The 12809-nt window shown below is 46.1% G+C and carries 18 protein-coding genes and 1 pseudogene; 6 read left to right on the top strand and 13 right to left on the bottom strand.

The features are described from left to right. The first annotated feature begins 340 nt into the window (after positions 1 to 340). Positions 341 to 1258 carry a fructosamine kinase family protein gene (locus QUB06_RS19225; RefSeq protein WP_333436610.1) on the top strand — a complete coding sequence of 306 codons (918 nt, stop codon included), beginning with the start codon at positions 341 to 343 and terminating at the stop codon, positions 1256 to 1258. Positions 1259 to 1333: 75 nt separating this feature from the next. Here QUB06_RS19225 and QUB06_RS19220 read toward each other — a convergent pair whose 3' ends face one another. After that, positions 1334 to 3034: an ABC-F family ATP-binding cassette domain-containing protein gene (locus QUB06_RS19220; protein WP_333436609.1), complete on the bottom strand. Its 1701-nt coding sequence runs from the start codon at positions 3032 to 3034 to the stop codon at positions 1334 to 1336. A 96-nt stretch (positions 3035 to 3130) separates the two neighbouring features. Here QUB06_RS19220 and QUB06_RS19215 point away from each other — a divergent pair, with 96 nt between their 5' ends. From QUB06_RS19215 to QUB06_RS19200, 3 genes and pseudogenes are all read left to right on the top strand, one after another. Continuing rightward, complete coding sequence (locus QUB06_RS19215) at positions 3131 to 3307, top strand: hypothetical protein (protein ID WP_333436608.1); 177 nt, start codon at positions 3131 to 3133, stop codon at positions 3305 to 3307. Positions 3308 to 3369: 62 nt separating this feature from the next. After that, positions 3370 to 3632 (top strand): annotated as a pseudogene (locus QUB06_RS19205) (element excision factor XisH family protein). Between the two features lie 245 nt (positions 3633 to 3877). Then, positions 3878 to 4129 (top strand): element excision factor XisI family protein, encoded by a 252-nt coding sequence (locus QUB06_RS19200; protein ID WP_333436605.1) that lies wholly within the window; start codon positions 3878 to 3880, stop codon positions 4127 to 4129. Between the two features lie 218 nt (positions 4130 to 4347). Here QUB06_RS19200 and QUB06_RS19195 read toward each other — a convergent pair whose 3' ends face one another. From QUB06_RS19195 to QUB06_RS19185, 3 genes are all read right to left on the bottom strand, one after another. Next, the gene (locus QUB06_RS19195) at positions 4348 to 5112 is read right to left on the bottom strand and encodes a GUN4 domain-containing protein (protein WP_333436604.1); all 765 of its coding nucleotides are present in this window, start codon (positions 5110 to 5112) and stop codon (positions 4348 to 4350) included. Positions 5113 to 5200: 88 nt separating this feature from the next. Next, positions 5201 to 5464: a hypothetical protein gene (locus tag QUB06_RS19190; protein WP_333436603.1), complete on the bottom strand. Its 264-nt coding sequence runs from the start codon at positions 5462 to 5464 to the stop codon at positions 5201 to 5203. 175 nt (positions 5465 to 5639) lie between these two features. Beyond that, positions 5640 to 5852, bottom strand: coding sequence for a hypothetical protein (locus QUB06_RS19185; protein WP_333436602.1), 213 nt, complete (start codon positions 5850 to 5852; stop codon positions 5640 to 5642). 230 nt (positions 5853 to 6082) lie between these two features. Between QUB06_RS19185 and QUB06_RS19180 the strand changes: the two genes are divergently transcribed. After that, positions 6083 to 6895: a pentapeptide repeat-containing protein gene (locus QUB06_RS19180; RefSeq protein ID WP_333436601.1), complete on the top strand. Its 813-nt coding sequence runs from the start codon at positions 6083 to 6085 to the stop codon at positions 6893 to 6895. A 236-nt stretch (positions 6896 to 7131) separates the two neighbouring features. Here the strand turns inward: QUB06_RS19180 and QUB06_RS19175 are convergent, their stop codons facing one another. Both QUB06_RS19175 and QUB06_RS19170 read right to left on the bottom strand, forming a co-directional pair. Next, a complete protein-coding gene (locus tag QUB06_RS19175; protein ID WP_333239177.1) occupies positions 7132 to 7500 on the bottom strand; it encodes a helix-turn-helix transcriptional regulator in 369 nt (122 codons plus the stop codon). A gap of 149 nt (positions 7501 to 7649) precedes the next feature. After that, on the bottom strand, positions 7650 to 8006 hold the full coding sequence (locus QUB06_RS19170; RefSeq protein ID WP_333092052.1) for a helix-turn-helix domain-containing protein: 357 nt from the start codon (positions 8004 to 8006) through the stop codon (positions 7650 to 7652). A 135-nt stretch (positions 8007 to 8141) separates the two neighbouring features. Between QUB06_RS19170 and QUB06_RS19165 the strand changes: the two genes are divergently transcribed. Next, positions 8142 to 8558: a hypothetical protein gene (locus tag QUB06_RS19165; protein ID WP_333436600.1), complete on the top strand. Its 417-nt coding sequence runs from the start codon at positions 8142 to 8144 to the stop codon at positions 8556 to 8558. 15 nt (positions 8559 to 8573) lie between these two features. Here the strand turns inward: QUB06_RS19165 and prfA are convergent, their stop codons facing one another. The 7 genes from prfA to rplQ form a co-directional block, all read right to left on the bottom strand. Then, the gene (gene prfA / locus QUB06_RS19160) at positions 8574 to 9668 is read right to left on the bottom strand and encodes a peptide chain release factor 1 (RefSeq protein WP_333310943.1); all 1095 of its coding nucleotides are present in this window, start codon (positions 9666 to 9668) and stop codon (positions 8574 to 8576) included. Positions 9669 to 9870: 202 nt separating this feature from the next. Next, a complete protein-coding gene (rpmE, locus tag QUB06_RS19155; RefSeq protein ID WP_333101798.1) occupies positions 9871 to 10179 on the bottom strand; it encodes a 50S ribosomal protein L31 in 309 nt (102 codons plus the stop codon). Between the two features lie 37 nt (positions 10180 to 10216). Then, positions 10217 to 10480: a hypothetical protein gene (locus QUB06_RS19150; RefSeq protein WP_333436599.1), complete on the bottom strand. Its 264-nt coding sequence runs from the start codon at positions 10478 to 10480 to the stop codon at positions 10217 to 10219. An 18-nt stretch (positions 10481 to 10498) separates the two neighbouring features. Continuing rightward, the gene (gene rpsI / locus QUB06_RS19145) at positions 10499 to 10912 is read right to left on the bottom strand and encodes a 30S ribosomal protein S9 (RefSeq protein ID WP_006634975.1); all 414 of its coding nucleotides are present in this window, start codon (positions 10910 to 10912) and stop codon (positions 10499 to 10501) included. Further along, a complete protein-coding gene (gene rplM / locus QUB06_RS19140; RefSeq protein ID WP_015178725.1) occupies positions 10912 to 11367 on the bottom strand; it encodes a 50S ribosomal protein L13 in 456 nt (151 codons plus the stop codon). Before rplM ends, rpsI begins: the two co-directional genes overlap by 1 nt. Before the next feature lie 139 nt (positions 11368 to 11506). Then, positions 11507 to 12349, bottom strand: a complete 843-nt coding sequence (gene truA, locus QUB06_RS19135; RefSeq protein WP_333436598.1) for a tRNA pseudouridine(38-40) synthase TruA — start codon at positions 12347 to 12349, stop codon at positions 11507 to 11509. 29 nt (positions 12350 to 12378) lie between these two features. Further along, positions 12379 to 12729, bottom strand: a complete 351-nt coding sequence (rplQ, locus tag QUB06_RS19130; protein ID WP_333436597.1) for a 50S ribosomal protein L17 — start codon at positions 12727 to 12729, stop codon at positions 12379 to 12381. Between the last annotated feature and the right edge of the window lie 80 nt (positions 12730 to 12809).

Below are 12809 nucleotides of genomic sequence, written 5' to 3'. Positions count from 1 at the left end.
TTGACCTCTCTTTCTACATGGTGATCATGATGACTTAATTCTCTGCAGTCTTCAGGGTTTTTTACCCTTATTTTTTTTCCGTCTCTACTTTTCCGTCTCTACAAAGACGCAGTGGCATCACTGGGATACTATTCCTTTTTCCGTTGTTAAAACTCCGGGTTGCTAATATATTTACCGCGTCACTGCCCCTCGAAAATAGCTCAATCCCTGGAACCACTTTTAAACAAAAGCACCTCTCTGTACAGATAGGTGCTTTGTTGTTTTTGCTGATTAATTTTTAATTTGCTATACCTGTTAAAGTAATTTCGATCGCCCTCAACCCTCAACACGATTTCATGCTATGTGGGAGAAAATTGCCGCGCACATCTGTGAAACAACCGGAGAAACATTTTCGATTGACAATCGCCGTTCCGTCAGCGGTGGCTGCATCAATCAAGGCTATTCTATCAGCAGCAGTTCCCGCACTTACTTCGTGAAAATCAATCAAGCTTCCCAAGTCGCGATGTTTGAAGCTGAAGCGCTGGGTTTGGAGCAAATGGGAGAAACCCAGACGATTCGAGTACCTGAGCCGATTTGCTGGGGAACTGAGGGGAATTCCGCTTACATTGTGCTGGAGTGGTTGGATTTGGGAGGACGCGGGGGCGATCGAGCTTGGGAAGAAATGGGGCGAAAACTGGCGGCAATGCACAAATACACCCCCCCCAACCCCCCCTTGCTAAGGGGGGGAGAAGAGCCTAATTCTACCTTGCTAAGGGGAGTTTTTGGGTGGGAGATTAATAATACGATCGGCTCAACTATACAAATTAATAATTGGACGGCAAATTGGGCAGAATTTTGGGCCGAACATCGGATTGGTTATCAGTTAAAATTGGCTAGGCGTCGGGGCGGTCATTTTCCGCAAGGGGAACGTTTATTAGAGATGATTCCTGAATTGTTAGCGGGTTATGAACCTCAACCCTCGCTAGTTCACGGGGATTTGTGGGGGGGAAATGCGGGGGTGACATCTGCGGGGGAACCGGTGATTTTTGACCCGGCGGCATATTTTGGAGATAGAGAAGTTGATATTGCGATGACTGAGCTATTTGGTGGATTTCCCGCGCAGTTTTACCGGGGATATAATCAGGTTTGGTCTTTGGATTCAGGGTATGAAGAACGCAAAACTCTTTATAATCTATATCACATTTTAAATCATTTTAATTTGTTTGGTGGGAGTTACGAGTCCCAGGCGAATCAGATGATTAGTCGAATTCGGGTTTAGGCATAATATTATTTCCTAATCGCAGATCAACGCAGATCAACGCGGATGTAAGGTTGATCTGCGAGGGTTGCAAGTTTATTTTTGCTTAGCGGCAGCTTTTTTTTTTGCTTCTTTTTCGGCTTTTTTGGCGGCTTTTTCTGCTTCAAATTTTGCTAACTTGGCTAGCTCTTTTTCTTCAGCTATTTTATCGAGATAGTAGTGGTAATCTCCCAAATAAGGGCGAAATTCTCCATCCCGAATCTCGACAATTTTGTTAGCTACTTGGGAGATGAAATAGCGATCGTGCGAAACGATAATTACGGTACCGTCATAATTCTGAATCGCTTCTTCCATCATCTCTTTCGCCGGAATGTCAAGGTGATTTGTCGGTTCGTCCAAAATCAGCAAATTCACGGGAGTCAACAGCATTTTTGCCAAAGCTAGGCGGGCTTTTTCGCCGCCGCTTAAAGCGCCAACCTGTTTGAATACTGTTTCGCCCGTAAATAAGAAACGGCCCAACAAAGTCCGAACTTCTTCATTTTTCCAGTCGGGAACTTCGTCGTGAATCGTTTGCATCACGGTTTTATTCAAATCTAAGGCCTCTGCCTGATTTTGTTCAAAGTAACCGGGGATGACGTTGTGGCCTCCCAATTTGACCGTACCTTCAGTCGGCTTTTCCAAGCCCATAATCATCCGCAGCAGGGTTGATTTGCCGGCGCCGTTGGGACCGAGAAAGGCTATGCGATCGCCCCTTTCAATTAATAAGTCGGCTCCCAAAAATAGGATTTTTTCGCCGTAGGTGTGCACCAAATCTTCAATTATTGCTACTTCGCGACCGCTGCGGGGTGCGGGGGGAAAGCGGAAATGCAAAGTTTTTAATCCGCCGGTGGGGGCTTCGATGCGTTCGATTTTGTCTAACTGTTTCTCGCGGCTTTTGGCTTGGGTGCTACGAGTGGCGCTGGCGCGGAATTTTTCTACGAATGCTTGCTGTTTTTCGAGTTCTTTTTGCTGGCTTTCGTAGGCGCTGAGTTGGGCTTCTCTGGCTTCTGCTTTTTGCAGCAGGTAGGAGGAGTAGTTGCCGAGGTAGGTGCTGGAAACGCCGCGTTCGGTTTCGACGATTTGGGTGCAAAGCCGATCGAGAAATTCCCGGTCATGGGATACGATTACCATTGGGGTTGTCAGCCCTTTGAGGTAAACTTCCAGCCATTCGATGGTTTCTAAGTCGAGGTGGTTGGTAGGTTCGTCTAGCAGGAGGATGTCGGGTTTTTGGAGGAGAATTTTGCCCAAACTCATCCGCATTTGCCAGCCGCCGCTGAAGGCGCTGACTAATCGATCGCCGTCTTCGGGTTCAAATCCGATTTCGGGGAGAATTTTCTCGATTTGGGCTTCTAAACCGTAGCCGTTTAAGCCTTCAAATTGCCGTTGCAGCCGATCCATTTTGTGGATCAGTTCGTCGAGATTTTCTGGGGTGGAGGTTTCCAAGTCTCGATGCACTTGCATCAAGGATTCGTGGACTTCGTTGGCTTCGCTGAAGGCGCGCCAAAATTCTTCTCTGACGGTGCGAGTCGGATCTACTTCAAATTCTTGGGAGAGGTAGGCGATGTGGAGGCTGGCGGGGCGAATGACTTCGCCTGCCGTGGGTTCGATTTCGCCGGCGATGATTTTGAGTTGGGTGGATTTGCCGGCACCGTTGACGCCTACTAAGCCGATGCGATCGCCTGGCTTGACTTCCCAGGTGACATCTTTGAGTACGACGCCTGTGGGGTAAATTTTACTGATGTGTTCGAGTCGCAGCATTGTTGTGGGGACTGGGGAAGGGCTGGTTTAGCGGCGGATGGGATGCCGGCGCTGAGGTCGAGTTAATCTTAACAAATTTTAATTATATTTAGGGTATTGCCAGATTTTGATTTGGTAGGAGTTACGCGAAGAAACCGGGTTTCTCTGAAAAATCGCAGATTCTCAACTAGAAATCTACGAAGAAACCGGGTTTCTGCCCTCGACGTGGGTGCAGGACTATTTGGGTGGGGCGATCGGGCGATCGTGTTGTTTCTGATTGAATTTCTCGAATAATGGTTGAGACTTCTGCACATTATAATAGTGAGTGTCAACCTCGATAGCAAAAGAGAGCGATCGTGCCAGCAAGAGACATTTATCATCAAGTTGTCAAACAGGCTCTCATTAAGGCTGGCTGGACAATTACCCACGATCCGTATCCCTTGGCTTGGGCGAAGAGAAACCTATCGATATTGCTGCCGAACAGCTATTAGCTGCTGAGAACAACGATCGCAAGATAGCCGTTGATGTTAAAAGTTTTATCAGAGAGTCTAGAATTGCAGATTTAGAGCAAGCTTTGGGTCAATATACTCTTTACTATGACATCTTAAAACGGACGTAATCAGAAAGACAAGTGTATCTTGCAATTCCAATAAATGCTTTTACAGAGCTTTTTGAAGGAGAAAATTTTGGTCATATATTGCTAGATAATAACCGCCTAAATTTGTTTTTTTTTAACCCAAAAATAGAGGAAACAGTACAATGGATAGCTTAAATAATTATCGCAAACTTGTTAAGCAGCTCCTTAGTTAATACGCTGAAATTCCGGTTTTTGACAGTAGGAGCCAAAAAGAAATAATTTTTGATTTGGAAAATGACCGTTATATGTTAATAAATATAGGTTGGTTTAACGAGCAGCGCATTCACTATTGCGTGATTCATATTGATATTATTGACGGTCAGGTGTGGATTCAAGCAAATAATACGGATCGCCTGATTGCTGAGGAGTTGCAGCGGGAGTTCCTGCCGAATCAATTGTTTTGGGGCTTCAACCGCCTGATGTTAGACCTTATACTGCTTATGGAGTGCCTACTAGGGAGCAGCAGCGAGAATCTTTGAAAGTATGATGGAGTGGAAGGGATTTGAATGGGAGGGCGATTCCCTACGGGGTAGCTTCGCTTCACGGACTTCAAAAACCTTTAAAGCAGGCGATGGGAGAAGGTTGTAGAAAAGTGAGGGTGAGAAGGTGCGATCGCTTTTAGGAGTGAAGGGGCGATCGTCACTCAATATCCTGTTTTCTAAAAGTGGTAAATAAGTGTATGTGACCAAGATTTTAACTACAGAGCAATACCGCAATCTGACAAACGCATTAATAAATTTATTACAATAAAATCATTCACGTAATTTTTCCTTAACCCAGGATATCCTCCTGGCGGATTCGCTGTGGGAAGATGTCCGTATGGAGCCTGGATTGAAAAAGTAATATCGTTATAATTTTTTAGACCTGCACTGCCGTCACTGTGAGGAGCGTACCATCCTATGGTTCTACGAAATTTCTCATTTAATTCGCTTTGAAGTCTTCTCTGATTCATTTGCTGAGCGGCACTTCCTTCTCTTTTTCCATAGGTAAACATAATGGACAGTGCATTCTTCTCTCCTATTTTCTCTCCTATTTCTGATATAATTCGCCTTTGTACACTCAACCCAAAGCGACCATTGCTATATTTAAGCCAAAGTCGATCTATAGTACAAATGTCTTCACAGGGGGTATGTTTAGCAGTTACTGGAGTGGCATAGTTCTCGACGCTGTTGTAATTTGTTACGCGAAGTATCATATTGTTGGTTTCTTCGTCAGCTTCTCTCCATTTTCCCTCTGCTAGTAGGTCACGAAGGCGTCTGTAATCGCAGCGATAGCTATTGGACGCGCTGGTGTCAAGTGATACTTCAAGATTTGAATAATCTACTTGATTAGTGTAATTCTGGCTTGATGCTTTACTAGCTTGAGTCCTACTTGATGCCTGACTAGCTTGATTACTGCTTGATGCTTGTGACACCACGAAGTAGGCAACTACAGCCAGCACAATTAAAATTAAAATCCACATTGATACTTTCCTTGATTAGGTAATCAGGGGAATTGCCACTCAATCCCCTGATGGTTGTGTCTACTGGTAAAAATTAATCAAAATTGCTTTATCCGCCATAATTACCGCTACCATAGCCTGTTTCTTTGGCTATCTCTAGCATGGTCGATTGATTTGATTTTACTTTTTTTAGTTCCCTTTCTACTTTCTCTCTTTCTTCCTGGTCTGCTATTCCGATTTGCTCTTCAAACTGAGCTATTATTGTCGAGTTGGGAATATCAGAAACCTGTGAGGGTGATAAAATTCCTTGAGCCAAAGCCAAAGTAGCCATAATATTCCGAATTGTCTCGGCAAGGTTGTATGGTAAACTCACTTTTTTCAACTCCTATGCGTTGGTAATTTGTACAAATGAATGTTAGTCATCTGCTGGTACTTAAACATCGCCAACACGATTAACAGTCAGGTAAAGACTGCAATTCATCGAACAAGGCATCCAAGTATTCACTAGAATCTGCCTGTTCCACTCCGCATATACCATGAGCTATTTTCTAGAAAATATGCTTATTCTCAATCTTAGTTTGAACGTACCATTGACCATTCTTTGTATAAAAGTGATCGTGCATGATTCCAGGATTATCTGGCTCAAGACCTAGCTTGTCATCAGATTCTAAAATGTTCCTTTCTCCCCTGATGGTTGCCAATTTATAATATAGACGGTTTTGTCTGTGATATTTTGGTCCATCCCAATCAGTATATGCCATGATAATTTCTTTCGTTAGTATTGCTAATGGAAATGTGTAAACATAATTTATAGTAAAGCTTCATCTTTAGCTTGACCAGTGATAAAAAGTGACAAAAAGTGAGAAATAGTAGCAACATCTTGGAAATTGTGCTAAAATCTACCCACAGCAATGTGCGCGCACGGTCAAAGTGTCATAAACCCTGCCAGCACAACCTCAACTCGGACACTACCTTTAAGAGGATTTAACCCATGACTGTGGATGAAGCTCTCGCCATTGTCGAAACAGTCCTAGAGGATGACGAACAGTTAAACGACGTGCAAGAGCTAATCTTCAAACAGTGCTGGGAAGGCAGACAGTCTTATGAGGAAATTGCTAAACTTTCTAAATATGATGATGAATATATTAAAGCGGCTGGCTATAAACTCTGGAAGTTACTCTCAGACGCTTTTGACGAAAAAGTAAAAAAAAGTAATATTAAAGCAGTTATCAAACGATACTTGCGGCGACATCAAGTGACTTTACATCGAACTCAAGTTATTGGAGTTAATCTCAGCGGTGCTAACTTAAGCGGAGCCAGATTATTGCTCACAAACTTAAGTGAAGCCGATTTTTATCAGACTGATTTAAACAAATCAATTGTAACTGAGGATAAGACAGCATCAGATGAAATTATCAAGGCTGAAGACGCACATAACCAGGGAATTTTGTCGAGCATAAGAGAACGCATTTATCACTGGAATGATTTGCGCTTTCACTGCGAAGAACAAGTGAAAATTGCCGAAGCGCTCGATCGCACAAACACCCTCTTTTTCCCCAACTCCAAAGCCCGCCTCACCACACCCGCAGGTAGACAAAACCAAGAACCAGATTTCCTCATATTCCACCAAGGCAAATGGGGTATCCTGGAAATATGGCATCCCGATACAGAAAAAGATGAAACGCGCGATCGCCTGTTTGCATCTCACGGTATCAGCATCATCCACTATTGCGATGCTAACAGATGCACAGAAGAACCCGATCGCATTGTCCAAGAGTTTTTAGATTTATTGAGTCAGGGATAGGGCGAGTGGTTTTCCGATGGGGGGCGATCGCATAGGGGCCCAGAAACCGGGTTTTTTACGATAAGACGCGTTGTATACCCCAGATTCGGTAAAAAACCCGGTTTCTTTGCTTGCAGTGCGTAAGTGCATAAGGGCGATCGCACTTCGTAACAAAGTAGATTTTGCCTTGACAAATTACTCGATTTGTGATATGCACGAGTTGTGGAAATTTTTAAGGGCGATCGGGCAAACACCGCTCAGCTATATTTCCCTGAAGACTCAGCAGCATTAGCCAGCCGCTCCACGCCCGCTCGCACAATTACCGCCAAATCTGCGATCGGCATACATTGAATTTTTTTAAGCATATCGTTCGTATCCATCGGTTCCCGCATCGGCTTCCCGTCGAGATGACCTATGAGTTCTTCTAGCGTGAAACCAGCTCTAATAGCAATCTGAGTCAAATTTTCCGTATCCGGGATGCTCTGGCCTTTTTCCCACAACTGTACAGCAGTCGAGGACACGCCCAAAAGCTTGCCAAAAGCTCGCTGGCTCAGGTCGCCACGCGCTAACTTAACAATCTCGATCAGTTTTCTCTTACCTTCTGCATCCACAATCGCAGTTACCACTTAACCACACTTAACAAGTTTACTTCTCAATTTATGATTTTTCCACTTGTTATTGACAACAAAACTTATCGCTGCTACTCTGACAACTATACCAATCAGTAACAACTATGATTTTAATAACACCTTAAATAGCTCGCCATCTACTGTCCTTACCCAGAAGACTCAGCAGCAGCAGCGAGCCTATCCATCACAGCTCTACCAATCACTGCCAACTCACTAATCGGCATACATTGAATTTTCTTAAGCAGCTCGTTGGTATTGACAGGTTCCGGCATTGGCTTACCTTCGAGATGAGCCATCAACTCTTCCATTGTAAAGCCCGCTTTTGCCGCAATCTGAGTCAAATTTTTCGTATCCGGGAGTACCTGGCCCTTTTCCCAATACTGAACAGCAGACCCAGAGACTCCCAATAGCCTACCAAAAGCGCTAAAACTCAGGTCGCCACGGGCTAGCTTAACAACTTCGCTCAGTTTCTTCCTAGCTTCTGCGTCCACAGTATTAGTCACCAGATCAACACAACTCCTAGTTTACTTATCTACCAAAGAATCTGTCTTTCTTGCTTGACAGCAAAAAGTTTACCAGTTAAATTGTAAATACTTTTGAAATCATAATTGTATTTGTAGCCAATCAGGGGCAGTAAAATGACTCGCAAGACACGCAATACACGTCAAAGCCTTACAGCCTCCGGTTGGCTAAAACCCCAGCGCTGGCAAATCTCCAAAATGGAAGCAGCCGAAGCCCTGAGAATGCCCCTCAACCGCATAGTCAAAGTCTACCCCAAACAACATCAAGTAATAGTCGTTTACCTGAACCAGAAAGGACAAAAATGCAGTTCCTTTTTCAGCTACAGACTATTTGCCAGATGGCAACAAGAGGCGATCGCAGCAATTGCCAGTTGTCGAAACCAGCAAATCCTAGCACCCCTAGAAGTCATTGTACAATACGACCTCGAACATTTCAAATATCCAGTGGCGATCGCCGATGCAATTTGGGAAGCCCTACTCAACCACATCTCCCGCGTAACAAGGGAACTGAGGCTGAGCCAACAATGCGCCTAGTCCCCCATCCCTCCATCAATTAGTAGAAGCAGCCAACTCAGCCAAACGTTCCTGCTGATCCTGAGAAATGCAAGTTTGAATAATCCCCTCAATATCCCCTTCCAAAACACTATTGAGCGAGAAATTCTCCCCCAAACGGTGGTCGGTAGCCCGATTGTCCTTATAGTTGTAAGTGCGGATCTTCTCCGATCGCGAACCAGTACCAACCTGAGCCAAACGCCGCGACTTCACCTCATCCTGCTGCTCCCGCAACTTCATCTCATAGAGCTTAGCCCGCAAAATCTGCATCGCCCGCTCCTTATTCTGCAACTGACTGCGCTCCTCAGTACAGAAAATCCGAATTCCCGTCGGCTTGTGAAACAAATCCGCAGCAGTTTCCACCTTGTTCACATTTTGACCGCCAGCGCCGCCCGATCGAGCCGTGCTCATCTCAATATCCTTCGGATCGATGTGAATCTCCACATCATCCACCTCCGGCATCACAGCCACCGTCGCCGTCGAAGTATGCACCCGGCCGCCAGCCTCAGTCACAGGCACTCGCTGCACCCGGTGTACTCCAGCCTCAAACTTCAGCTTGCTGTAAACGCTGTCGCCCGTAACTTCCAGAATCACCTCTTTAAAGCCGCCCATTTCCGCCAGCGACTCGCTCACCAACTTCACCTGCCAGCCTTGAGTTTGAGCGTAGCGCGAATAGAGCCGCAGCAAATCTCCCGCCCAAATACTAGCCTCATCTCCGCCAGTACCCGCCCGAATTTCCAGCATAATATTCTTGTCATCGTTCGGGTCGCGGGGGAGCAGCAAAACCTTCAAACGACTTTCCAAATTCTCCAGCTTCGCCTCAAGTTCCTGAACTTCCAGCGCAGCCATTTCTTGCATATCTCGATCGCCCGCAGCTTCCTTGAGAACCTGTCGCGCGCCCACCAAATCTTCCTGAGTGGTTTTCCACAGAGCAAAAGTATCGACCACTTCCTCCAAGGACGATCGAGCTTTCGCTACCCGTTGAAACTCTTGATTGTCTCTAGCCACATCCGGGTCAGCCATGCGGCGAGTCAACTCATTAAAAGTTTGCTCTACCGACTTCAATTTATCCAGCAAATAAGATTCAGCCATTGTCAGTTGTCCTTTGTCAATCGATTTTAGATTTTAGATTTTAGATTTTAGATTTTAGATTTGAAGAACAGTTGGGATAGAATCTCGATCAAACTCAACTGCCTGCATAGCAAGTCTTCAATCTAAAATCTAAAATCCGAGGGCGGTAAGTTGCCAGTAGAAAGAACTACTCTCAACAAACTGCGGACAAATGACAATCCGGCTACTTCTTCTTTTTGCCTTTACCAGCAGCCTTAGAAGCATCTGCTTTCGGATCTTCCATTTTCAGCGGTCCAGAGGAAGCATCTGCCTTCGGCATTTCTACCTCGGTCATGCCGTATTTCCGCATAAAGCGCTCCACACGACCTTCAGTATCAATAATCTTCTGAGTGCCAGTATAAAAAGGATGATTTCCCGACCAGACATCAACTTGAAGCTTTGGTCTAGTTGAACCCACAGTCATCACAAGTTCCCCGTTGCAATAAACCTGAGATTCGGGATACCACTCAGGGTGAATGCCTTCTTTTGCCATTGTTTTTTACTCTCTAATTTTTGACTTTACAACCATTTTAGCTGCCGCAGGACTTGTACACCAACAACAGCAGCAATTTTGCCTTATACCTTTTGGAACCAGGAATCAGGAATCGGAAATAAACTTGAAAAAAAGGCAGATAAAATCTGAATGATTCTTGCCTTTTCTTTCTTCCTTCTTCCTTCTTCCTTTTTCCTTCTTCCCTCAATCCGTCAATCCGAACTTCCGTTACATCCGTTACATCCGTTAAAAAATCCGTTGCCGAACTTTCATTACATCCGTTACACAATCCGTTACACAATCCGTTGCCGAACCTCGATTACCGCTTCGAGTATTGAGGAGCCTTGCGAGCTTTCCGCAAACCGTACTTTTTCCGTTCTTTGGCCCGCGGGTCGCGAGTCAAATAGCCCTCAGTCTTAAGAGGCTTGCGGTTGTCCGGGTCTAATTGACAAAGTGCTCTAGCGACACCCAAGCGAATCGAGTCAGCCTGACCTGTCAAGCCACCGCCTTCGACTTTTACCAAAATGTCGTACTCATTTTCCAGACCCAAAGTTTCCAGAGGGGCCTTAGCGAGAGCCAAATAAGTAGGGTTGAATTGCAGGTACAAATCCCCCTCTTTACCATTGACAGTCAGTATGCCAGTGCCGGGAACCAAGCGCACCCGCGCTACGGAACGCTTGCGGCGGCCGGTACCCCAGTACACAGCGCGACCCGATGTATCTGTTGCTTGCATTACTCATTTCCTCCCGGAATCGTGTGAACAATTAATTCTTCTGGTTTTTGAGCTTGGTGCGGGTGGTTGGGGCCAGCGTACACCTTCAGTTTAGTAAACAGTTGTCTGCCGAGAGAAGTGTGAGGCAGCATTCCCCGTATAGCTTCTTCGACGATTCTTTCGGGCAAACGTGCTTGCAATTTGGCAAAAGTTTCTGTTTTCATCCCGCCCGGTCTTCCAGAATGGCGGCGGTAGATTTTCTGGGTACGTTTTTTGCCAGTAACAGCGATTTTGTCGGCATTGATGACAATTACGAAGTCACCGGTGTCCATAGAAGGAGTGTAAGTCGGTTTGTGTTTCCCCCGGAGGTACATGGCAACTTCAGTTGCCAGACGGCCCAGCCGCTGGTCGGCGGCATCGACCACGTACCACTTGTGCTCTAGGGAGTCTTGAGTAGGGACGTAAGTTTTGTTCATTGTTTGTTGTTAGTTGTCTATTAACTGTTAACTGTTGTTAGTTGTCAGTTGTCAGTTGTCAGTTGTCAGTTTTTAATTGTTAGTTGTCCTTAGTTTTTTATTAGTAGTTACCTAATGACTAATGACTAATGACTAATGACTAATGACTAATGACTAATTTTGGCTGAGTGTCGTACCAGACCTCTGGGGGAAAGGGAAATTCTGAATAGCCAACCCGCAGCAGGCACAAACCTTGAGCGGGAGCGGCATATTTTACCATTTCTCGGCGTTCGTTGACCCAGATATCTGTGAAATTGTCGATCGGCCTTTCCCCGCGACCCACCTGCACCAGCAACCCCACCAGCAGCCGCATCATCCCGTACAGAAACCCGCTCGCCTGAACCTCAATATAGATAAGAGGCCCAGAACGGTGACACTCTGCAGCTTGCACGTCCACCCAGGAATGGGGGCGGGCTGATCCCGCGCGGTGGAAAGCAGCCAGGTGATGCCGCCCGATGAGCGGTGTCAAAGCTGTCTGAATCAAAGATTCATCCACAGGGGCGTGATAGCAGTGCCAAGCAAAAGGACGCACAAACAAATTAGGGGTCGGATCTGTATAAAGGGTGTAGCGATAGCGCCGCCAACTGGCTGAGAACCGAGCGTGCCAGGTAGGTTCCACCTTTGCCGAAGCTCGAATTAAAATATCTTTTGCCAGTCGAGAGTTGAGAACGCTTGCCCAGCGGTGAGCCGGAATTGGACCCTGGGCGTCAAAATGGGCTACTTGAGCAGCGGCGTGAACTCCCGCGTCAGTTCTCCCAGCAGCGTGCAGCGTTACCGGGCGTTCCAGAACAGTCGATATTGCTGTTTCAATTTCTTCTTGTACTGTACGCTGGTTCGGCTGTCGCTGCCAACCGTGAAAGTTAGTGCCGAGGTATTGGATTACTAGAGCAACGCGCTGTATCGATTGGGGATTTTCGATTGGGGATTTTGGATTGTCAGTCATAAATCACAAATCTCCAACCCAAAATTGAATTAAACCAGTTCAACGATCGCCATTTCGGAATTGTCTCCTTGACGGGGGACAGTTCGCACTACGCGGGTGTAGCCCCCGTTGCGCGAGCCGTACCGTTCTTGGGCTGCTTCAAACAAGGCGTGTACTAACTGTTTGTCGTAGATAAAGCCCATAGCTTGCCGGCGAGCGGCCAAGGAGCCATCTTTTGCCAGGGTAATCATTCTGTCCGCCTCTGGGCGCAGCGCTTTGGCGCGGGCGAGAGTGGTAGTAATTTTACCGTGGCGGATTAATTCGGTGGTCAGCGAGCGCAGTAGGGCGCGACGCTGGTCAGCCGGTTTGCTGAGTTGGGGAACGCGACAGCGGTGACGCATGGCAGTTGGTAATTGGTAATTGGTAATTGGGCGCCGGGATAGATAGTCTGCGAACTCGGGGGGTGAATTCTTTAACTTAA

This window comes from Microcoleus sp. D2_18a_D3, assembly GCF_036702455.1.
GTDB lineage: Bacteria > Cyanobacteriota > Cyanobacteriia > Cyanobacteriales > Microcoleaceae > Microcoleus.
This window is presented reverse-complemented; position numbering and strand designations above follow the sequence as displayed.

What these genes read in the sequence shown, in the direction of transcription:
- QUB06_RS19180 (WP_333436601.1), top strand. Translation starts at nt 6,083, where the DNA reads ATGACTGTGGATGAAGCTCTCGCCATTGTCGAAACAGTCCTAGAGGAT.
- truA (WP_333436598.1), bottom strand. Translation starts at nt 12,349, where the DNA reads ATGACTGACAATCCAAAATCCCCAATCGAAAATCCCCAATCGATACAG.
- QUB06_RS19185 (WP_333436602.1), bottom strand. Translation starts at nt 5,852, where the DNA reads ATGGCATATACTGATTGGGATGGACCAAAATATCACAGACAAAACCGT.
- rpsI (WP_006634975.1), bottom strand. Translation starts at nt 10,912, where the DNA reads ATGCAAGCAACAGATACATCGGGTCGCGCTGTGTACTGGGGTACCGGC.
- QUB06_RS19195 (WP_333436604.1), bottom strand. Translation starts at nt 5,112, where the DNA reads ATGTGGATTTTAATTTTAATTGTGCTGGCTGTAGTTGCCTACTTCGTG.
- QUB06_RS19220 (WP_333436609.1), bottom strand. Translation starts at nt 3,034, where the DNA reads ATGCTGCGACTCGAACACATCAGTAAAATTTACCCCACAGGCGTCGTA.
- rplM (WP_015178725.1), bottom strand. Translation starts at nt 11,367, where the DNA reads ATGAACAAAACTTACGTCCCTACTCAAGACTCCCTAGAGCACAAGTGG.
- rpmE (WP_333101798.1), bottom strand. Translation starts at nt 10,179, where the DNA reads ATGGCAAAAGAAGGCATTCACCCTGAGTGGTATCCCGAATCTCAGGTT.
- QUB06_RS19165 (WP_333436600.1), top strand. Translation starts at nt 8,142, where the DNA reads ATGACTCGCAAGACACGCAATACACGTCAAAGCCTTACAGCCTCCGGT.
- rplQ (WP_333436597.1), bottom strand. Translation starts at nt 12,729, where the DNA reads ATGCGTCACCGCTGTCGCGTTCCCCAACTCAGCAAACCGGCTGACCAG.
- prfA (WP_333310943.1), bottom strand. Translation starts at nt 9,668, where the DNA reads ATGGCTGAATCTTATTTGCTGGATAAATTGAAGTCGGTAGAGCAAACT.
- QUB06_RS19225 (WP_333436610.1), top strand. Translation starts at nt 341, where the DNA reads ATGTGGGAGAAAATTGCCGCGCACATCTGTGAAACAACCGGAGAAACA.